This window comes from Sorangium sp. So ce394 (assembly GCF_051474665.1).
GTDB classification, from domain to species: Bacteria; Myxococcota_A; Polyangia; order Polyangiales; family Polyangiaceae; genus Sorangium; species Sorangium cellulosum_D.
In genome coordinates, this window is sequence record NZ_CP150339.1 from 5,998,475 (window position 1) to 6,019,158 (window position 20,684).

The following is a 20,684-nucleotide window of genomic DNA, read 5'->3' on the forward strand; positions in this document are numbered from 1 at the left end:
GCATCCATCACGGATGCCGCCCTCGGGCCGCTTGCCCTCTCCGGCCGCAATCCTCTGGAGCTCCGGTGGAAAGCGTCGCTTCGCTCCCCCGCGCCGCCGCCCCCTCCCCGCTACGGCTTCGGGATCCGCAGCGTGCCGCTCACCATCGCGCTGCCGCTCACCACGTAGACCAGGCTGAGCGGGTGGAACGCCCAGGGGCCGAGCGCGATCGACCCGAGCCAGATCTGCTCGTGCACGCGCTCCTGCGCGAAGAGCACCCCGAAGAGCAGCACGATGAGCAGGCTCGTGGGAATGGGCGTGCCCTCGTAATACCGCACCTTCCCGCGCTCGTCCGACAGCTCGGCCGCGGTCACGTTGTACCGCGCCAGGCGGCTGATCCCGCAGGCGACGAAGTAGACGAGCGCGGCGGCGTCCCACGGGCCGCGCAGGCCGAGCGCGTAGCCGAGCACCGCGGGCGCGACGCCGAACGAGACCACGTCGGCCAGCGAATCGAGATCAGCCCCGAGCGGCGAGTGCCGGCGACGCCACCGCGCGATCGTGCCGTCGAGGACGTCGCACGCGAGCGCGAACGGCAAGAGCCCAAAGACCACCCAGATGTAGACGCGCTCGCGCTCGGCCACGTAGTTCAGGCAGAGCAAGATGCTCAGGGTGCCGCTCGCCGCGTTCGCCAGCGTGACGAAATCGGCCAGCGCGAACGACCGGAGCATCGAGAAGTGGGGCGGTCTTTCGGAAGGCATGGCGCTCGGGGTGCGGAGTGTTGCACGTCCGGTTGGATTGCCAACCATTCTACATTGCGCACGTCGCGCGCGTCGCGCGCGCCGCCGTCCTCGCGCCGTCCTCGCGCCAGAGGGCACGCCCCGCGGGGGCTGCCGCGGCGGGCGCCCGGCGCTGTCTAGTCAGGTGGCACGGGCTTGTCCACTCCGCGGCTATCCGCGCACAAAACTTAGGACCCGGCCCCACGCTGCCTAGCATCCGTCGGCGGATGCCCGGACTGTCTCTTGTCGCCGACAACACCCGATGCTCACCGGAGCCCGAGCGCACGTCGCTGCGCGATGTGCTCGACTTCGTCCTGGAGGGCGCGCGCAACGCGCCTCCTCCGCTCGATGAGGCGGCGCTGCCGCTGCGCGCCGAGGCCGAGGCGCTGCCGCTGCTCTGCGATCTCGCCGAGGCCGCGGCGGAGCTCGCCTCCGGACGCCGCGCGCGCGCCGTCGTGCGGCTGTGCCTCGAGCCCGATCCCTGGGAGCTCGGCCTCGAGCGCGTGGGCCGCGATCTGCTCGTCACCGTCTTCCACGGCGGCGACGTGCCCGAGGTCGCCCTGCACGAGCGGCGCTTCGACGGCGAAGCGCTCTGCGCACGCGTGCTCGCGGCCATCGACCGGTTCGCCGCGCACCGGAGCCCCAGCGCCCGCCGCGACGCCGCCTTCTCCGACAACGACACGGGCGGCGGCCTCGGCGAGCACCGACTCCCGGCCGCGCGGCGGTGCCTCGCCGCCGCCCTGCCGTTCTCGCCCGACGATCCGGGCGGCGAGCCCGCCATCGTGGGCGTCGAGCCGACCGGCGAGATCCCGATCGCCATCGCGGCCGAGGCGCTCCTGCGCACGTCCCAGGGCGCCGCGCTCCCCCAGCCGGCCGTGCTCCGGGCCGACCTCTTCTCGCTCCTCTTCCGGGGCAAGATCCGCGTGCTCGTGGGCGAGGAGGCGCGGGAGCTGCCCGACGTCTTCATCTTCCCGTTCGCGGAGCAGCTCGCGTCGCTGTCGCTCGAGTCGCTCGACGCGTGGGCGCGGCGGCAGCCCTACCACCGGCGGCTGACCGTCGGCGGCGCGATCCTCGGCGTGCGGCTGCACAGCGAGGGGGCGCTCTCGCTCACGCTCGGCGTGCCCCGCGTGGGCCGCGTCCCGCCCGCCGATCCGCGCGCGCTCGGCCCGGGCCGCGGCTCGCCGTTCGCGGCCGCCGAGGAGCGGGCGCAGACCTGGACCTTCCCGGCCGTCGACGTGGCCGCGCTCGCCCAAGGCGTCGTCGCGTTCGGGCGCGCGCTGGCGCGCAGCCTCGTGCGCCGCGATCGCGCGCAGACCTCGAACCTGCGCCTGTTCGAGTTCCGGGCGCGCGTGCGCGAGCTCGCCGAGCGGCTCCGCGAGCTCACCCGCAACGACGCGAAGATCAACGTGGCCCCGGAGACGTACCGCGCCTTCGCCGCGGCGGCGCGCCCGCAGGCCGCGGCCGAGGACACGTTCGGGCGGACGCGGCTGCGCTTCACCGCCCGGTGGGTCGCGGCGATCCCCTCGGTCGACCTCCGCGCCACCTTCCTCTGCGGCGACGTGCTCGTCGTGGGCTCGACGCGCGAGCTCACCTGCATCGATCGGCGCACCGGCGAGTGCCTGTGGCGCAAGCAGGCGCCGCGCGCGGTCTCGGTGATGACGCCGGTCGGCCTCGGGCGGCTCCTGCCCGACGGCACGCTGCAGCTGCACGAGCTCTCGACCGGCGAGGTGGCCTGGTCGACGCGGCTCTCGCCGCGCGTCGGCGCGAACGCCTCGGGCGCGGTGGTGAGCGCCCCCGGGCTGCCCCGGATGCTCATCGTGAGCGAGGGGACGCGCCACCTGGCGGCGGTGGACCTCTACTCGGGCGAGGTGCGCTGGCGCTACGCCGCGCGGCGCGGCGAGAACTTCCGGCTGCGCCGCGCGGGCAAGCTCGTCGTGGTCGGCAGCGGCGAGCCGGCGCTCGCGGCGCTCGACGTGCTGAGCGGCGAGGTCGTCTGGCGCTTCTGCGACCGGCTGCCGTTCGCGTCGCCGGTGGCGGTCGATCACGACGCGCTCTTCGCCCTGGCGGGCGACGGGGCGTTCGTCGGCCGCGGCGGGGCGCGGCTGCACCACCTCGACCCGTGGTCGGGCGAGGCGCGGTGGACCGTCGACCTGCCGAAGCACGTGGCGCCGGTCGGCGCGCCGCTGCTCGGGCCCGAGACCGTGTGCGTCGTGACCCACGGGCGGCGCGGCACCGGGCTCGTCGGGCTCGATCGCCGCACCGGGGCGACGCGCTTCGACCTCACCGCGTGCGCGGCGACGGCCTCGTGCCTCATGGTCGACGACGTGGTCGTGGTGAACAGCGAGGCGGGCGAGATCGTCGGGGTCGGCGCGCACGACGGCGCGGTCCGGTACCGGCACGTGCTCGCGGGCGGCGTCGAGGGGGACCGGCCGCGGCGCCTCGAGCCGGTGCTCCGCTCGGGGGCGCTGTTCGTGCCGCAGAGCGAGGTGCACGTGGTGCGGCCGCGCGACGGCGCGCTGCTCGGCAAGGTGCCGACCGACCTCATCCCGGATCTCCTCCGGGTCGACGAGCGGTGCGACGTCTACGTCGCCGAGGAGAGCGGCCACCTGGCCGCCTTCGCCGCGGCCCCGCGGCTCAGCCTCGTCCAGTAGCCGCCGCAGAGCGGCGGCCCCCGGCCGCCCGGCGCCGCGGCGCGATCAGCGCCCCCGCCGGGCGGGCTTCCGGGCCGGCTTCCAGATGAGCTCGAGCGTCACGTCGGTCACGCCGTCGTGGATGAGCCCGATCCGCTCGGCGGCCCGGCGCGACAGGTCGATGATCCGGCCGCGCTTGAACGGGCCGCGGTCGTTGATCCGCACGCGCACGCGCCGGCCGTCCCGGCGGACGACATCGACGAGCGCGCCGAAGGGGAGCGTCCGGTGCGCCGCCGTGAGCGCGCGGGGGTTGTAGGGCTCGCCGCTCGCGGTGGCGCGGCCCTTGAACTTGTCGGCGTAGTAGGTGGCGCGCCCGCGCTGGATCGGCACGCCCTTCGCCGCGCCCCGGGCGCTCGCGGGCGCGATGGGCGTGGAGATGCGGCCGTCGTCCTCGCCCGCGTCGTCGTCCTCGGCCTGGCCCGGCGCGACCGCCGCTCGGGGGCCCGGCGGGCGGGAGACCTCGGCGGACAGGGGCAGCGCGCCGCTCGTCCGGGCTGGGGGCGGCTGGTGCGCGGCGCAGGCCGGGGTGCCGAGGAGGAAGAGGAACGCGAGCGCCCGCGCCGCGCCGCGCCGCGCCGCCGGCGTCATCACGTCGCCTCGGGCGCGGCGCGGTCGGCCGACGAGGGGTCGAGGGCGGCCGCGGGCGACGCCGCCGCGGCGGCGAGGGCCAGGTCGGCGGGCGCGCTCCCCTCCCCGTCCAGGGCCAGCGCGCGCGCGGCGCTGGCCTTGGCCCGCACGAACCTGGCCAGCTCGCGGAACGGCACGCCGGTCGGGCAGGTCTGCTCCTTCTCGGCGAGCACCGCCTCGGGCACGTGCGAGAGCGCGAGCGCCGCGGCGTCGAAGTCCGGCATGCTCCGCGAGGACGCGAGCACCACGGTCATGAGCCCGGGGTAAGCCCCCCTCGAGGCGGCGATGCGCTCGGCCTCGCCGAGATCGCAGCGCCCGCACGCGATGCAGCGGGAGAAGCCGGGCAGCGCCGCGCGCTCGGCGGGCGAGAGCGGCGGCAGGCCGTCGGCGTCGTAGTTCTCGCGGAAGAGGGCAAGCCCGCTCGGCCCGTCGAACAGACGGCGCACCACGACCTTGAGGAGCGACCACGCGAGGACCGCAAGGGCTAGAGCACGGCCGGAAAGCACCCTCGGTCCATAACCCGAAACAGGGCCGCGCGCAGACCCGATGCGCCCGGCGCCGCCGGCGCGGCCCGGGCCGAGGCGCGAGGATGGATCTTTCCACCTCGATGGCGGTCGCGCGCAGTGAACCCTCGTTAACAGCTCCCGAGGTACGGCCGCAGGCCCACGGAGGCACATCGCCGCCGCGCCGCCCGTCGATCCGGCCCTGGAGACGCTGGCATGTCGGGTGCACTGGCCCCCGGCATGTCCAACGGCTTGCCTCTCTGCGGTAAGGGATGCTCGGAAGACCTCGGCGACGTCGCCGAAGGGGTGCTGGTGCAGGAGATGATCGCGGGGAACGAGCGCGCCTGGCGCGCCTTCCACGCCCGGTACGATCGGCTGGTCCACCGCTGTATCAGCGGCGTGATCGCCCGCTTCTCCGCCGTGGTGGCGCAGGACGACATCCGCGACATCCACGCGACGCTGCTGATGCAGCTGATCTCGAACGACATGCGCAAGCTGAGGAGCTTCGACGCCGAGCGCGGCACGCGGCTCGGCTCCTGGATCGGCACGCTGGCCGTCCACTGCGCCTACGACCACCTGCGCGGCGCCCGCCGCGCGCCGCGCTGCGCCCCGCTCGACGACGCGGCCGTCGAGCTCCCCTGCGAGCGCCCCTCCCCGCAGGACCACGCCGAGCGCCGCGAGCGCGCCGCGATCGTGGGGCAGGTGCTCCACGATTTCTCCGACAAGGACCGCGAGTTCGTCGCGCTCTACTTCGGCGAGGGCCTGCCCCCGGAGCAGATCGCGGAGCGGATGCGCATCAGCGTGAAGACGGTCTACTCGAAGCGGCACAAGATCCAGAGCCGCCTAGAGGCGATGCTGTCCGGCGCGAGCCTCGCGGCCTGAGCCGCCCCCGCCCCCCGAAGGGGGCTCGGCGTCCGTCGGCCCTGTGGTATGAGCCGGAGAGGATGGCCGCCCCGTTCCGCATCACGACCACCCTCCTCGCCGTCGCCGCCGCCCCGCTGCTCGCCGCGTGCGGCGGCGGCAACGGAGACGCCCCCTCGATCCCCCTCGCCGACGAGCGCGGCAGCGGCGCCCGCATCGCGGATCTCGTCGGCGACGCCGCGTGGTTCAACGCCGATCCAAAGGCCCAGGACAGCGAGGACTGCGAGGGCGTGCCCGTCGATCGCCGCGTCCACGTCACCGGCGCGACGCTCGTCGCGATCGACCGGTTCGACGAGACCGGCGAGGGGGCGCACGGGAACCACTACGTGCAAGACAGCGCCGACGAGCCGGTCCCGTACTCCGGCGTGACGGTCTTCCAGCCGGCGTTCAGCCCCCCGGACCTGCGGCTCTTCCCCGGCGACGTGGTCGATCTGCTCGGCGTGCTCACCGAGTTCCGCGGCCCCTCGTCCGGCCGGTTCCGCGGCTGCCGCACCCTGCCCGAGATCGGCGGGACCATGAGCTTCCGCTTCGAGGACCGCCCCGCGAAGCCGATCCGCGTGCCGCTCCGCGAGCTGACGAGCTACGCGACCGCGCGCAGCTACCTCGGCATGCTCGTGCGGGTCGAGGGGGTGACGACGGTCGGCGACCCCGCGAGGAGCGGCGGCCGGTACACGGCGCGGATCAACGTCGGCGCCGGCGTGCCCGCCGACGACATCCCGAGCCTCTCGAACGAGCTCTACGATCTCGCGGCCGAGGGGCCGCCCCTCGTGGACGGCGCGGCGTTCGACTCGGTCACCGGCGTGCTCACCTATTTCTACGGCTTCAAGATCGCCCCGCGATGCCCGGCCGACTTCCAGCCGGAAGGCGCCCCCCTGCCGGCCGACGACGCATGCGCTCGCTGACGCCCGCGCTCCCGCTGCCGCTCGTCCTGATCGCGGCCTGCAGCGGCGCCGCCCCCGGCGGCCCGACGGCGCCGGGGCACGCGCTCGTCTCGACGCCCGAGGGCAGCGTCGGGCGCATCGAGGTGCGCAACCTCGAGGCCCGCCCGCGGCTCACGCTCGTCTCCCGCGACGGCGACCCCGCGCCCGCGCTCGTCGCCTCGGTCGCCACCGATCTCGGCTCGGTCGCCACGACGGCGCTCGCCAGCGTGGTCGAGGCGCGGCTCGTCGCCGCCGGCTTCGACGTGGACGCGCGCATCGACCGCGGCGCCTTCCGCGTGCGCCTGCTCGTGCGGGACGCGGCGCGCATCGCGCCGTTCCTGCGCGCGCTTTCGGCGGCGTTCGCGCAGCCCATCGCGGCCGGCAGCCCCGAGGTGGCCCGGGCCATCGAGCGGTTGCAGGCGCTCAGGGCGAGCCCGCTCGACGCGCCCGAGCTCTCGCCGATCGCGGCGTGCACGGGCCGGCTGGGCCTCGCGGGCGCCGAGCCGGTGGTCGACCTGGCGACGCCAGCGGGCGTGCGGGAGCTCGAGGGGTGGCGCACCGCGGCGCTGCACGCCGGGCGCACCTCGATCGCCGCGGTCGGCCCCGCCGCGTTCTGCGCGGAGGCGGCCCGCGCCGCGGAGGGCCAAGGCGGCTGGCCCGCGGGCGGCCCGCCCGCGGACCCGTGGCCGGCGGCGGACACGGTCGGCGTGTACGCGACGAACCAGCTCGAGCGGCGCGCCGCCCGCGTCACCGTGGCCGCGCGCGTCGCGAGCCCGCAGGCGGCGGTCGCCGCGGCCGAGCGGCTCGGCGCGCCGGGGTCGCCGCTCCGCGCGCGGCTCTCGGCGCTCCCGTCGCCGTTCCGCACCGTCGAGGTGCTCGGGGTCGCCCGCCCGCGCGGCGGCTGCGTCAGCGTGACCATCGAGGCGTCCGACCTGCCCGCGGCCCCGCCCGTCGAGGCCTCGGCGGCGCTCGCCGCCGCGGTGGCGCGGCAGGAGATCCGCCGCGGCCTCGCGGCCCCCGCGAGCCCCGCCACCGCCACGCGGCAGATCCTCACCGCGCAGGACCCGCGCGACGCCGGCGCGCGCGCCGCCTGGTGGGCGCTCTCGGGCGGCGCCCCGAACGCGCCGCCCGATCGCTGGGCGACGGCCCTCGGCCTCCCCCCGAGCGCCGATCCGCCGCGGCCCGCCGCGCCGGGAGAGGCCGGCAGCCGGCTCTTCGAGGCGGAGCTCGGCCGCGCGCTCGCGGCGGGGGCCCAGCCCGCGCTGGAGCGGCGCACGCTGATCGAGCGCGGGCAGGGCGAGGTGTGGGTCCTGCTCGCGAGCCCGTGCGGCGTCGCGGAGGAGGGGGTGTACGACGCGGGCGCGACGGCGCTCGCCGCGCTCGCCGCCGTGCAGACCCGGCGGCGCGAGCTCGACGTGACGATCGAGCCGTGGATCACGGCGGACGCCGTCGGCGTCATCGCGCACGCGCCGTTCCGCGACGATCGCGAGACGCCGGCCGAGCTCGGGCGCCGCGTCGCGAGCGCCGCCGCGCGCACGGTCGCGGCGACGACGCTGGGCCCCGAGGCGCTCACGCTGGCGCGCGCCGCGGCGCTCGAGCACCTGGAGCGCCTCTCCGGCGGGCGGGCCGCGGCGCTCGAGGCCTTCGCCTCGGCGGTCGCGCCCGACCACCCGTCCTGGATCGAGCCGTTCGGCGTCTGGGACCGGGTGGCGAGCGGCGCGCTGGAGACCGTGCAGCTCCGATGGCAGGCGCTCGCGACCGGCCCCCTCCGGCTCGCCGTCCTCGCGAACGCCGACGCCTCGCAGGCGGCCGCCGCGGCGGAGGCCGCCGAGCGCTGGCTCGCGCCGCGGCTCGCGCCGCGCGGGTGCGCCTCACCGGACGGCGCGGTGGTGCCCCGGCTCGGTCACCACGACGCCCGCCTCCCGGCCGGGACGCCGCTCTCGCAGGCCGTCGTCGGCGCGCGGCTCCCGGCCGCGCGCGAGGCCGCGAGCGCGACGCGCGATCTCGCGGAGCTCACGGTCGCCGCCCTCAACGGCGAAGGCGGCCTGCTCGCGGCCGCCCTCGGCGCGGCGGCTCCTCCCGCGGCGGACGCCGCGCCCGCGCGGCGGCAGCTCGCGGCCCGCGCGAGCGCCCGTGTCCTCGGCGGGGCGCGCGCGGCGGCGCTCGCGGTCGAGATCCGGGCGCCGAGCGCGGAGCTCGACGAGGCCACGGCCCGCGTGAAGGAGCTCCTCGCCGGCCTCGCGCAGCGGGCGACCGACGCCGACCTCGACCGCGCCGAGGCGCTCGTCGCCCGGCGCGAGCGCGACGCGCTCGCGGAGCCCCGGCGCCGGCTCATCCACCTGTGGAGCGGCCGCGCCCCCCGCACGCCGCCGGCGAAGGCCACGCTGGCGGCGTGGCGCGCCTTCCTGGCGAGCGCGCTCGGCGCGGACGCGATCGTGACCGTCGAGGCCCGGCCCGACTGATCACTCCCCGCTGTCGAAGTCGCCCGCGTCCTCGATCTCCGAGGTCCGCCCGGCGGGCGTCGCCTCGAGGCCCTCGTCCTCCGCGTCCGCGTCCGCGTCGCCCTCGTCCTCGTCGAGCGCGACCTCGTCCTCGTCCTCGTCGTCCTCGGGCTGGGTCAGCACCGGGAGCCGGCGCTTGCCGACCGGGCCCTCGTCGACGTAGTCGCGCAGCGCCATCATGTCCTTCAGCGCCTCGAGCTTCGCGAGCGCCTTGACCTCGACCTGGCGGATCCGCTCGCGCGTCAGGTTCATGATCGCCCCCACGTCCTCGAGCGTGGTGCCGCCGCGATCGGCGACGTCGAGCGCGCACGTCTCGTTCATGTCCCAGACCTCGAGGTCGGGGAAGTTCAGCTTGATGGCGCCCGTCCTGGCCGACACGTCGAGATAGAGGTGGTGCTGGCACGAGACGTACGGGCACGGCCTCGGGCCGTCGACGCACTCGGCGCGGGTCCGCGGCTTGTAATAATCCGTCTCCGGATAGAGCATCCGGCCGATCTCGAGCTCGCGCTTGGTCATGCGCTTGACGCTGATCGTCCGCGCCCGGATCTCGCGCTTCCTCCGGGACCTGCGCTGCTCGCGCGTGATGGCGTTCCCCGACGCCGCGGGGTCTGCTTGGAGCGCGAGCGCGCCCTCCACGACCGGCTCGCTGGAGCCCGCCGATTCGCAGTCACTCCCCGCCGCATCCGCCCCGTCTAGGCCGAAGATCTCGAGCTCGCTCTCAGACACCGTCGCCATGCGCTGCCTCCGTTTGGTAGCGTCTCCGCTCTCAAGCGCGCGCGTTTCCCCACACGCCCGAGTCCCAGCTCGAACGCAAAGAGATCCCGCTCCTTGCCCGACGTAACGCCGGATGCCGTCCCTAAAAAGTCGCGACGAAACGAGCCGGTGCCCGTCCCGTCGATCGCGTCAAACCCAGGCGGGGCCGCGATGCGGCCCCTTCACTTCACGGAATCGAAGACCCTGCGACTCGGCACCTCAAGAGGATGCCGCCTGCTTCGTGAGCCGCGCCTGCGCCATCAGGCGCTCTTCTATCAACGACAGCTTCGCGACGAGCTCCCGCGCGAGCGTCTCCGCGCTCGCGAGGTCCTGGGCTATCGCCCTGCCGCTCGTCTCGCTCCGCCTCTCCTTGGCGGCTTCCCTGAGCGCATTGAAGACCTTGGTCATCGTGCGCTCGAGCTCCTCGATATCACCTCTCACGAACAGGAATTCACGCTGGATCTCTTCGATGGTGTAGTCCTGGGCCATCATCTCTTTGATGCGCTGAACCTGGCGGACTACCGTGGCCGGATACATCCCCTGCGAGCCCTGATGCTTGCCCTTGCGCCCCACCCGCACGCTTCGCGGGAGCAGGCCGAGCTGCACGTACTTCCGGAGCGTCGCCTCGCTGAACTTGATGCCATGCGCTGCGAACAACTCGAGAATATCGCTCGAGGTAATCCCCTGGGCGTGCTCCCGCTCGATGCGCTCAAGCACGTCCTCGGGGATCCTCTGCACCGGTCCTCCCATCGATTGCCGGAGGCCCTACCCAACCGACGCGGGCGACTCTATTCCACTGAATGGAATACAGTCAATTGACGCGACTACGATTATTGTGTGGCTGTCGCGAGACGCGGTGCTTTCCCGGGGTTCTTGACACGCCTCGGACATTTTTCGTCCGTCGGCGCCGGGGCTCGATCCGCTCCGCACGGCGGCATCCCTGGGTCGAGGAGGGAAAAACGGGACGCTGGGCGCAATGGGTGGGAGCGGGGGGGCGCCCGTCGGGCAGCGGGGCTCGGGGAGCGACATGGTCCTTACCCTGACACACATCGGTCCTTTCAGACAAAAGGGCTGATAGTCTGGTCGCCATCATGGCCAAGGCCCTTGCCAGCGAGGGTCGGGGCGCGGCCTCGCCCGCCGCCCCCCGACCCGTCGAGCGCGTCATCAGGGACGTCACCGCCCGGGGTGTCAGGATGCGGGTCCTGGTCGCCGGGGCCGGCAACGGCCCGGCGCTCCTCCTGATCCACAACTTCCTCGTCAGCCACCTGGAGTTCGACGACGTGATCGACGCGCTGGCCCAGCGCTTCCACGTCATCGCCCCGGACCTGCCGGGGTTCGGGGAGAGCGAGAAGCCGAGCCCGGCGCGGTACGCCTACGGGATCGAGACGTTCGCCGAGGCGGTGGCCGACCTCATCGCCGCCTTCGGCGTGGGCCGGGCGCACCTCGTCGGCCACGCCATGGGCGCCGCCGTCGCGATCACGCTCGCGGCCGAGCACCCGGAGCTCGTGCAGCGCCTCGTCCTGGAGGACGCGCTCTGTTACCCGTTCCCGATGAGCTTCCGGATGAAGCTCCCGCTCCTGCCGGTCGTGGGCGGCATCGTCTTCAAGCAGCTCCACGGCCGCAGGATGTTCCGGTCGTTCTTCCGCGACGACGTGTTCCGGGCGGACGCGGCGGTGCCGCTGTCGCGCATCGACCGGCACTACGACCTCTTCAACGCCCCCTCGGCGCGCGAGAGCGCCCACGCGGTCCTGCGCGCGGTGCTCGACGCGCGCCCCGTCGTCGCGCGCCTCACGCGGATCACGGCGCCGACGCTCGTCGTGTGGGGGCGCGACGACCGCATCTTCCCGGCCGCGGGCGCGCAGCGGCTCGCCCGCGAGATCTCCGGCGCGATGCTCGAGATCATGGACGCCGGGCACTCGCCCCACGAGGAGCGGCCGGAGGAGTTCGTCGCGCTCGTGACGCAGTTCCTCGAAGGGAAGCGGTGATGGATCGCCCTGCCCGGCTCGCGCCCGCGCGCTGGGCGGCGCGGGCAGGCCGGCGCGCGGCGCGGGCCCTCCTCGGCGACGACGCGGCGGCGCGCCTGCTCGCGGACCGGTCGGCGCTGCTCGGCCTCGCGATCGTGGCGCTGCTCGCGCTGTTCGCCGCCCTGGGGCCGGCCGTCGTCGGCCACGACCCGAACGCGAGCGACTTCAGCCTGTCCCGGGACGCCTTCGGCGCGCCGCCGGGGCCGTCGGCCGCCCACTGGCTCGGGACGGACCCGCTCTTCCGCGACCTCCTCGCGCGCCTCGCGCACGGCGGGCGGCTCTCGCTCGGCATCGCGCTCGCGGCCACGGCGCTCGCCACCGCGCTCGGCGCCGTCGTCGGCGTCGCGGCCGGCATGGCCAGCGGCACGCGGGCCGCCGCGCTCGACGGCGCGCTCATGCGGCTCATCGACGTGATCCTCGCGCTGCCGTACCTCCTGCTCGTGACCGCGATCGGCGTCGCCGTGGGGCGCGCGGACGTGGGGACGATCCTGCTCGTGCTCGGCCTCACCGGGTGGACCTGGGTCGCGCGCGTCGTCCGGGCCAAGACGCTGGAGCTCGCCCAGCGCGAGTTCGTGGCCTCGGCGCGCGCGCTCGGCGCCGGGACGCTGCACGTCGTCCGGCGGCACGTCCTGCCGAACGTCGGCGGGACGCTGCTCGCGCTCGCGACGATCCTCGCCGGCCAGATGATCCTCGCCGAGGGCACGCTCAGCTACCTGGGCGTCGGCGTGCAGCCGCCGACCGCGACCTGGGGCCGGATGCTGCACGAGGCGGAGCCCTACCTCGGCGTGAAGCCGATGCTCGTCGCGGCGCCCGGCTTCCTCATCGTGCTCACCGTGCTCGGCTTCCACCGCGCGAGCGAGGGGCTCCGCGACGCGCTCGATCCCGCCGGCGACGGGCTCCCGCGCGGGCGGCGCCTGCCGGTCGATCTGCTCCTCGCCTGCGCGGCGCTCCTCCTCCTGTCGGGCGCCTCGCCGAGCCGCGTGCGGCCGCCGCTCGGCGGCGGCGAGGCGCCGCCCGGCGCGCCCGTGCGCGGCGGGACCCTGCGCCTCGCGACCACGGGCCACATCCGCACGCTCGATCCCGCGATCGCCTACGACGAGGTCTCGGGCATGGTCGCGGAGCTCGTCTTCGCCCGCCTCGTCACGTGGGACCAGGGCGGCCGCGTCACGCCCGAGCTCGCGCGCGAGGTCGCGGTCGAGCGGGGCGGGCGGACGTACGTGTTCACGCTCCGCGAGGGGGTGCGCTTCCACGACGGCGCGGAGCTCCGCGCCGCGGACGTGAAGCGCTCGATCGAGCGGACGCTGCACCCGCGGACGCCGAGCCCGGGGGCCAGCCAGTACGAGATGATCGAGGGGTTCGCCGCGTACCACGCGGGCGCGGCGCCGCACCTCGCCGGCGTGCGGGTGCTCGGCGACCACGCCGTCGCGATCGATCTGAGCGCGCCGGACGCGACCTTCCTCTCGCGGATGACGCTCGGCTTCATGGCGCCGGTGTGCCCCTCGTCCGGCGCCGTGGTCGACGCGGCGAGCCCGCCCCCGCCGTGCGGCGCCGGCCCGTTCCGCGTCGCCCGGTGGGACCAGGACGCCGGCGTCCGGCTCGAGCGGCACGAGGGGTACTTCCGGCCAGGCCGGCCGTACCTCGACGCGATCGAGTGGCAGACCGGGGTGCGCGCGACGACCCAGCGCTACAAGTTCGAGGAGGGCGAGCTCGACTACCTGCGCGATCTGACGGGGGTCGACGCGGCGACCTACCGCGCCGACCCCGCGTGGAAGGGGTATACGCGCTGGGTGACCCGGAGCAGGACCAACGCCGTCTTCCTCAACACCGAGCTCGCGCCGTTCGACCAGCTCGCCGTGCGGCGCGCGGTCTCGTTCGCCGTCGACCCCTCCGTGCTCGAGAAGGTGCGCCCCGACATCTTCGTCCTCGACCGGGTGCTGCCGCCGTCGATCCCCGGCCCCCCGCGCGACGAGCCGATGCGGCGGCACGATCTTCAGCGCGCGCTCGCGCAGATGGCCGCGGCCGGGTACGCGTTCGACCCGGCGACCGGGAGAGGCGGCTACCCGGGGGTCGTCGAGTACATCGCGATCCCGGACACCTTCGAGCAGGCGGTCGGCGAGATCCTCCAGCAGCAGCTCGCGAAGGTCGGCCTCCGCGTCCGCCTGCGGCTCGTCAGCTGGGCAACCTACCTCGCCGAGGCGTCGCGGCGCCGCGCCGTCCAGATGGGCTGGGCCGGATGGCAGGCCGATTTCCCCGATCCCGCGAGCTTCTTCGAGCCGACGCTCTCGACGGGCGCCATCCGCGACGAGGGCTCGCAGAACTTCGCCTTCTTCAGCGACGAGGAGCTCGATCGCACGCTCGACGCCGCCCACGCGGAGCAGGACCGCGCGCGGCGCTTCGAGCTCTACGCGCGCGCCGAGCGCATCATCCGCGATCGCGCGCCCTGGGTGCCCACGTACACGGTGGGCATGCTCGAGCTCTGGCAGCCCTACATGCGCGGCTACGAGGGCTCCGCCGTGGTCCCGTCGCGCTTCGACGGCGTCTGGCTCGACCCGGCCGCGCGGGCCGCGGCCGGCGGCGGGGCGCGCGCGGGCGCGCCGCCGCGCGCCTCGCCGCTCCGCGCGCTGCCCGCGCGCGCCGTGCCCCCGCGATGAGCGCCGCGCCCTCACGCCGCACCGCCGCGACGAGCGCCGCTCGCGCGGGCCGCGCCGCCGCGGCGGGCGCCGCGATCGCGCACCTGCTCCGGCGCCTCGGGTGGGCGGCGATCGTGATCGCCGGGGTCACCGCCGTCTCGTTCGCGATCGCGCACCTCCTGCCGGGGGATCCGGCGCGGATGCTCGTCGGGCCGCAAGCGTCCGCCGCCGACGTCGATCGCGTCCGGACGGTGTACGCGCTGGATCGGCCGGCCCCGGTGCAGTTCGCGCGGTTCGTGCGCCGGCTCGTCCACCTCGGCCCGGATCCCGGGGCGCCGCGCGCGCACGCGGGCGCGCGCGGCGACCCGGAGCACCGGAGCTGCGCGGCCGGGCCCTTCGGCCTCCACCTCGATCTCGGCTACAGCTTCCACTACCGAAAGCCGGTCGTGGATCTGCTGGAGGCGAAGGTGCCGCGCTCGCTGGAGCTCGCGCTGGCCGCCCTCTCGGTGCAGCTCCTGCTCGGGTTCGCGCTCGGGCTCGTCGCGGCGGCCCGCCGCGGGACGGCCTGGGACCACGCGGCGCTCGGCGTCACCCTGCTCGTCGCCAGCGCGCCGACCATCGTGATCGGCCCCGCGCTGCAGTACGTGCTCGCCTACAAGCTCCGCCTGCTGCCCTACGACGGGTACGGCGTCACCGCGGCCGATCACCTGCGCTCGCTCGTCCTGCCGGCGCTGACCCTCGGCCTCTTCGGCAGCGCGCTCTACGCGCGCGTCGTGCGCGAGGAGCTCCGGGCGCTGCTCCGCCAGGACTTCATCCGGACCGCGCGGGCGAAGGGCGCCTCCCGGTTGCGCGCGTTCGTCGTCCACGCGCTGCGCAACGCGCTGCTGCCGCTCGCCACGCTGGCGGCGCTCGACCTCGGCGCGCTGGCGGGCGGCGCGATCGTCACGGAGCGGCTCTTCCGCTGGCCGGGCGTCGGGAGCATGGCCGTCGAGGCGCTGCAGAACCGCGACGGCCCGCTCCTCGTCGGGACGGTGCTCTTCGCCGCGGCCGCGATCGTGCTCGCCACCGTGGCGCTCGACCTCGCGGCGCTGGCGCTCGATCCTCGGCTCAGGTCGCGATCGCGCTGAGCGCCGCGCGCGGGCAGATCAGGGCACGCCGGCGAGCGCTCGGCACTCGGCGCCGAGCGAGGAGTCGGGCGAGGCGAGCTCGGCGCACTTGCGGAACGAGGCCCGACCGCCGCGCCCCGCGGCCTGCTCGGCGGCGCCGCGCAGGTGCCACGCCGCGGCGCTCCCCGGCGAGGCGGCGGTGAGCTGCTGGGCGAGCTGCACGGCCTTGCCGGTCTGCCCCGACTCCAGGGCGCGCATCACGCGGGCCGACAGGGACCCGCCCTCCTCGTCCGGCGCAGCGGGCGCCGGCGTAGCGGGCGCGGTCGCGGGGGCGCTCGGCGGCGGCGCGGGCGCCCGCGCCGGCGCGGCGGCCTGGCCCGCGTGCGTCGGAGCGCCGGGCGGCGATGCCGGGGTCGAAGGCGCGGGCGAGCCGTGCTGGGCGGTGGTGGTGGCCGGGCTCGCCGCGGCTGGCCCGGCCGCCGCAGCGGGGCTCGTCGGGGCCGTGGTGGCGGCCGCCGCGCGATCGGACGGCGGGTCGACCGGGGTGTCGGACGGGGGCGCCGTGGAGAGCCCGGCGGCGGCGGTCGGCTCTCCTTCCGGCGAGGCCGGAGCTGCTTCGATCGCGGCGCCGGAGCTCTGCTCCTCCGCCTGCTGGGGCGCGTCGATCGGCGCCGGGGGCACGGGGGGACGCGCCTGGCCGATCAGCCAGACGCCGGCGCCGCCGATCGCGAGCGCCGTGACCAGACCGATCGCGATCCGCGCGGCGCGCGCCCGGCGCTCCTCCTGGCGGGGGCGAAAGAGCGTGGCCTCGACGGCGCCGGCGGTCGTATCGGTGTCGTCGGCGGAGGGGTGCCCCTGCGCCTCAAGCCGCGCCGGCGCGTCCACCCCGCCGCGAAGGAAGAAGCGCTCGCTCTCGGTGATGGGCTCGGGGTCGCTCGAGGGCGCGTCGTCCGGCGCCGCCGAGAGGCTCGCCCCGGGGGCCGCGGCGGCGCCGGCCGGCGGCGCCGCGGCCGCCTCGAGCGGGCGCGCCTCCCCGCCCCCTGCCTCGCCGCGCAGCGGCGCCTGCGCCTGCTGCGCCTCGCGCGGGACGGCGGCGGCCGGCGGCGCGTCGCTCGGCGGGCGGGGCCGCAGCGTGGGGACCGTCGACGCGGGCACCGCGGCGGCGCGCTCGTCGCCGACGGGCGGCGGCGCGGCAGCCGGCGCCGCCGTCGGCGCAGGCTCAAGCGGCGGCGCGAGCTCCAGCGGTGGCGCGGGCTCGGGCGCCTCGGAGCGGGCGCGCTGCTCGGCGGGGGCGCTCGCGGCCGCGGGACGGTCGCTCCTCGCCGCGCGGTGCTTCTGCGCGAAGCTGCGCGGCGTCACCAGCGGTCGCGTGAGCGGGGCCTCGTCGCTGCTGGCGAGCGTGGTGTCCTTGTCGATGTCGATCTCTGCGTGCGCGCGCGCAGCCCGGGCCTCGACGGCCGCCGCAGCGCTCCGCGGCGGCTCCGACGGCACCCGCCCCGCCGGCCGCGGCGGCTCCGACGGCGCTCGCCCCGTCCGCGGTGGCTCCGACGGCACCCGCCCCGTCCGCGGTGGCTCCGACGGCACCCGCCCCGTCCGCGGCGGCTCCGACGGCACCCGCCCCGTCCGCGGTGGCTCCGACGGCGCCCGCCCCGCCGCGCCCGCGCGCACCGCGCCCGTCGCCGCGGCGCTCTTCGGCGGCTCCGACGGCGCCCGCCCCGCCGCGCCCGCGCGCACCGCGGCGCTCTTCGGCGGCTCCGACGGCGCTCGCCCCGCCGCGCCCGCGGCGGCGTTCGCGCCGGCCGTCCGGCCGACCGCCACGGCCCCGTGGACCGCGCTGCGGGCCGTCACCGGACGCCCGGCGGACTCCGCGTCGGGGTCCGCGGCCGGCGCGGGCAGCTCGTGCCCGGGCCGCGAGCGCGGGAGCATCGCCGGCGAGTGGCGGTTCGAGAGCGGCGCGGGGACCACCGCGGCGTCCTCGAGATCGTCGGCGCCGGCGTTGCCGCCGCCGTCCGGGTAATTGGAGCGCCGCAGCCCCGACGGCGACGAGAGCGGCGAGAACTCGTCGTGGAACGCCGCCTCGGGCTCGCTCGGCACCACGTCGTCGGGCGGGAGCGCCGCGGCTGGGACCAAGAGCCCCTCGAAGTAGAGCTTCGAGATGGTGGAGAGCGTCGAGAGATCCTCGAACGGCGACGCGTCGACCACCTGCATCAGCGTCCGCTTGCCGTCGAACAGGCGCAGGATGCCGTTCAGCTCGTCGGGGATCTCGTTCAGCCGCTCCAGGAGCTCCTCGCTGTCGACCTCGAAGACGGTCGACAGCGACGGCAGCGCCTCGAGGAGCCGGCCCCACTCGTCGACCCGGCGCATGCCCTCCATGAGGAGCCCCTGCGTCGATGTCTCGATCACGTCGGGGTTGTCGACCTTGCAGAACTCGACCTCGAACGTCCCCTCGTTCCACAGGAGCGCGCGGTAGACGGCCTCCTCGCCGCAGAGCCGGCCGAGCGTCGCGTCGACGACCTTGCCCTCGCGGAAATAGACCTGCGCCTCGTTGTCCGCGTGCGACAGGTGGACGATCCCGCTCTTCCGGCTCACCTCGAACGTCTGCAGGAGATCGACGACGTTCATGTCGAGGATCGACCCGGAGAACCTCGTCCGCCCGGTGGTCGCGAAATGCCGCGTCGTGATCCCCTCGCGCGTCCGCCGCGCGAGCAGCAGCGTCACCCGCGCGATGAGCTCCCGCACGAAGATCGGCTTGGTCAGGTAGTCCTCGACCCCGAGCTCGAGCCCGCGGATCTTGTCCTCGATCGACCGCTGGCTCGTGAGGAAGACGACCGGGATCGACGCCCAGTCGGCGTGCTCCTTCATCTTGCGGACGAGCGCGTAGCCGTCCACGTGGGGCAGGCGGGTGTCGCTGAGGACGAGGTCCGGCGTGGAGACCTCGAGCTTCGCGAGGGCGTCCCCTCCGTCCGTCGCGGTGGTCACGCTGTAACCGGCCTTCTTCAGGCTGACCTCGAGGACCCGAACGCTGCGTGGATCCGCGTCGACCAGGAGGAGCTGTTGCTTGGCCACTAGAGGTTTCCGCCTCGCGAAGGATGGCGAGCCCGAGCGGACGCTGTCAAGCGCTCTGCCCCGAGCGTCGCCGCTGCGGTCGATCGCTCGTCCCGCCGCCGTGGGTCCGGTGATCGCCGGCGCCCATCGTGAGCACAGTACGCCGGCGAAGGCCAGGTTTCGTCGTGGGCCGCGCGCGCGATCAGCGCTCCCAGGGATCGATGATATCGCCGGTCGCCGTCGGCCTCGAGGGGGCCACGGGCGGCGCGGCGGGGCGGGCCGTGGGCGCGGCCGGCTTCGCTGGAACGGCGGAGGCCGTGCCGTGCGGGCGGGGCGGCTCCGGATCCTGTGCGAGCGGCGCGGCCGACGCGCTCGGGGCCGGGGCCGGGGGCGGCGGCGGCTCGTCGGGCGCGAGGACGGCCGGCGTCGCCGCGTGGAGGGCGCCGGGGGCGGCGGCCTCGGGCGGGGCCTCGCGCGCCGAGGCGCGGAGCGCGCGGAACCCGAGGGCGATCGCGATGGGCACGAGGATCGCCGCGAGCGCGATCGCGACGCGCGCGCCCATTGAGAGCGGCTCGGACGGCTCGCTGGGCACCTGGACCGCGCCGAGCATCTCGTCGTGCTCGCGCAGCTTCAGCGCCTCGCGGCGCGGGGTCTCGTCCTGGAGCAGGGCCGCGGCGGCGCGGCTCGGCGCCTCGATGGCGAGCTCGATGGCGGTGGCGAGATCGGCCATCGAGGAGAAGCGCTCCTCGGGGTTCTTCGCGAGGCAGCGCATGACGATCGGGCCGAACGCGCCGAGCGCGGAGGCGTCGGGCATCACCTGCTCGAGCGGCTCGGGCGACATGTACATGTGCTTGGTCAGCACGCCCATGTACGTGTCCGCCTCGAAGGGGACGCGCCCCGCGAAGCACTCGTACATGAGGACGCCGAGCGCGTAGATGTCGGCGCGCGCGTCGATGCGCTTCCCCTCCGCCTGCTCCGGGCTCATGTAGTGCGGCGTCCCGAACACCATGCCGATGCGGGTGAGCCGCTTGCCGCCGGCGACCTTCGCGACGCCGAAATCGAGCAGCTTGACGAACTCCTGGTCGCCGTTGCGGACGAGGTACACGTTGTCGGGCTTGAGATCGCGGTGGATGACGCCCGCCGCGTGCGCGGCCCCGAGCGCCGCGGCGCACTGGAGCATGATCTCCCCGACCCGCGGGGCCGGCAGCGTCCGCTCGGTGCGCAGGAGCGCCGCGAGGGAGGTCCCGGTGAGGAACTCCATGACGAAGAAGGGCAGCTCCGGCTGCCCCGGCTCGACCTCGATGGCGCCGAAGTCGCTCACCGCGACGATGTTGGGGTGGCCGATCGCCGCCGCCGCCTTGGCCTCCTGGATGAAGCGGGCGACGAGCTCGGCGTCCTGCGCGATGTCGCGCCGGAGCACCTTGAGGGCGAAGAGGCGGCCGAGCGACTTGTGGCGCACCTCGTACACCGTCCCCATGCCGCCCTCGCCGACGACCGCCTGCACCTCGTAGCGGCCGTCGATCGTGCGCCCGAGCAGCGGATCGGCCGACGGGTTCCAGTCGGGCGCGTCGGCGAGCGGGTCGCCGTCGAACGGGCAGAAGCGGGAGTCGCCGGAGAAGGTCAGCTTGCAGGTCGGGCAGCGCCGCGCGCGCGGGACCTGCTTCACCTTCCCCCGGCGCGCCGGGAACCCGTCGCCGCGCGCGGGCAGCGGAGGCAGCGGCGGCAACGCCAGGTGCGCCTCGCCGCGCGGCGAGAGCGGCGGCGCCGAGCCACGCGCCGGGGGCGCCGAGCCGCGCGGCGAGAGCGGCGGCGCCGAGCCGTAGGCCGGGGGCGCCGAGCCGTAGGCCGGGGGCACCGAGCCGTAGGCCGGGGGCACCGAGCCGTGGACCGGAGGCACCGAGCCGTGGACCGGAGGCACCGAACCGTGGACCGGAGGCACCGAACCGTAGACCGGGGGCACCGAGCCGTGGGCGGAAGGCGCGTCGCTGCGCGCCGGCGGCTGCGAGGCCAGGGAGCCTCCGTGCGGCTGCGGGATATCCTCCCGATGGAACAGCTCGGCAGCTTCGGACTCGCCGTCGGTCATCTCGGGCGGATCATCCCCGGCCATGCGGAGCGTGACGGGCACCCCGGCGAGTCTAGCCGAAAGCGCGAGCGGTGTTTCGGATCAGATGGCATCAGGTGGCGAACGCGGTGAGCGCCCCCTACGGGC

Annotated in this window: 14 protein-coding genes; 7 read left to right on the plus strand and 7 right to left on the minus strand. The window is 75.8% G+C overall.

Going from position 1 to position 20,684, the window contains the following annotated elements; genetic code table 11:
* Window positions 1-110: 110 nt before the first annotated feature.
* Complete coding sequence (locus WMF33_RS21880) at window positions 111-737, minus strand: CDP-alcohol phosphatidyltransferase family protein (protein ID WP_129576052.1); 627 nt, start codon at window positions 735-737, stop codon at window positions 111-113.
* 245 nt (window positions 738-982) lie between these two features.
* On the opposite strand from WMF33_RS21880, the gene WMF33_RS21885 reads away from it, so the two are divergent.
* The gene (locus WMF33_RS21885) at window positions 983-3,406 is read left to right on the plus strand and encodes a PQQ-binding-like beta-propeller repeat protein (protein ID WP_437338956.1); all 2,424 of its coding nucleotides are present in this window, start codon (window positions 983-985) and stop codon (window positions 3,404-3,406) included.
* Between the two features lie 45 nt (window positions 3,407-3,451).
* Here WMF33_RS21885 and WMF33_RS21890 read toward each other — a convergent pair whose 3' ends face one another.
* Both WMF33_RS21890 and WMF33_RS21895 read right to left on the minus strand, forming a co-directional pair.
* Window positions 3,452-4,033: a septal ring lytic transglycosylase RlpA family protein gene (locus tag WMF33_RS21890; RefSeq protein WP_437338957.1), complete on the minus strand. Its 582-nt coding sequence runs from the start codon at window positions 4,031-4,033 to the stop codon at window positions 3,452-3,454.
* Complete coding sequence (locus WMF33_RS21895) at window positions 4,033-4,578, minus strand: hypothetical protein (RefSeq protein WP_437338958.1); 546 nt, start codon at window positions 4,576-4,578, stop codon at window positions 4,033-4,035. The genes WMF33_RS21890 and WMF33_RS21895 overlap by 1 nt, the downstream gene beginning before the upstream one ends.
* Window positions 4,579-4,791: 213 nt before the next feature.
* On the opposite strand from WMF33_RS21895, the gene WMF33_RS21900 reads away from it, so the two are divergent.
* From WMF33_RS21900 to WMF33_RS21910, 3 genes are all read left to right on the plus strand, one after another.
* A complete protein-coding gene (locus WMF33_RS21900) occupies window positions 4,792-5,457 on the plus strand; it encodes an RNA polymerase sigma factor (RefSeq protein ID WP_437338959.1) in 666 nt (221 codons plus the stop codon).
* Between the two features lie 62 nt (window positions 5,458-5,519).
* Window positions 5,520-6,398: a hypothetical protein gene (locus WMF33_RS21905; protein WP_437338960.1), complete on the plus strand. Its 879-nt coding sequence runs from the start codon at window positions 5,520-5,522 to the stop codon at window positions 6,396-6,398.
* Window positions 6,386-8,878, plus strand: a complete 2,493-nt coding sequence (locus WMF33_RS21910; protein WP_437338961.1) for a hypothetical protein — start codon at window positions 6,386-6,388, stop codon at window positions 8,876-8,878. The genes WMF33_RS21905 and WMF33_RS21910 overlap by 13 nt, the downstream gene beginning before the upstream one ends.
* Here WMF33_RS21910 and WMF33_RS21915 read toward each other — a convergent pair whose 3' ends face one another.
* Both WMF33_RS21915 and WMF33_RS21920 read right to left on the minus strand, forming a co-directional pair.
* Window positions 8,879-9,652, minus strand: coding sequence for a sigma factor-like helix-turn-helix DNA-binding protein (locus tag WMF33_RS21915; RefSeq protein ID WP_061622831.1), 774 nt, complete (start codon window positions 9,650-9,652; stop codon window positions 8,879-8,881). It abuts the gene before it with no gap.
* 237 nt (window positions 9,653-9,889) lie between these two features.
* Entirely contained in the window at window positions 9,890-10,408 is a 519-nt protein-coding gene (locus WMF33_RS21920; protein WP_061622830.1) for a MerR family transcriptional regulator, read from the minus strand.
* A gap of 353 nt (window positions 10,409-10,761) precedes the next feature.
* Here WMF33_RS21920 and WMF33_RS21925 point away from each other — a divergent pair, with 353 nt between their 5' ends.
* The 3 genes from WMF33_RS21925 to WMF33_RS21935 are packed head-to-tail and all read left to right on the plus strand — an operon-like array spanning window position 10,762 to window position 15,451.
* On the plus strand, window positions 10,762-11,655 hold the full coding sequence (locus WMF33_RS21925) for an alpha/beta fold hydrolase (RefSeq protein WP_437338962.1): 894 nt from the start codon (window positions 10,762-10,764) through the stop codon (window positions 11,653-11,655).
* On the plus strand, window positions 11,655-14,345 hold the full coding sequence (locus tag WMF33_RS21930) for an ABC transporter substrate-binding protein (RefSeq protein ID WP_437338963.1): 2,691 nt from the start codon (window positions 11,655-11,657) through the stop codon (window positions 14,343-14,345). Before WMF33_RS21925 ends, WMF33_RS21930 begins: the two co-directional genes overlap by 1 nt.
* Complete coding sequence (locus WMF33_RS21935) at window positions 14,342-15,451, plus strand: ABC transporter permease (RefSeq protein ID WP_437338964.1); 1,110 nt, start codon at window positions 14,342-14,344, stop codon at window positions 15,449-15,451. The genes WMF33_RS21930 and WMF33_RS21935 overlap by 4 nt, the downstream gene beginning before the upstream one ends.
* A gap of 18 nt (window positions 15,452-15,469) precedes the next feature.
* Here WMF33_RS21935 and WMF33_RS21940 read toward each other — a convergent pair whose 3' ends face one another.
* Both WMF33_RS21940 and WMF33_RS21945 read right to left on the minus strand, forming a co-directional pair.
* A complete protein-coding gene (locus WMF33_RS21940; protein ID WP_437338965.1) occupies window positions 15,470-18,496 on the minus strand; it encodes a response regulator in 3,027 nt (1,008 codons plus the stop codon).
* A 181-nt stretch (window positions 18,497-18,677) separates the two neighbouring features.
* Window positions 18,678-20,600, minus strand: coding sequence for a protein kinase domain-containing protein (locus WMF33_RS21945; RefSeq protein ID WP_437338966.1), 1,923 nt, complete (start codon window positions 20,598-20,600; stop codon window positions 18,678-18,680).
* Window positions 20,601-20,684 lie beyond the last annotated feature (84 nt).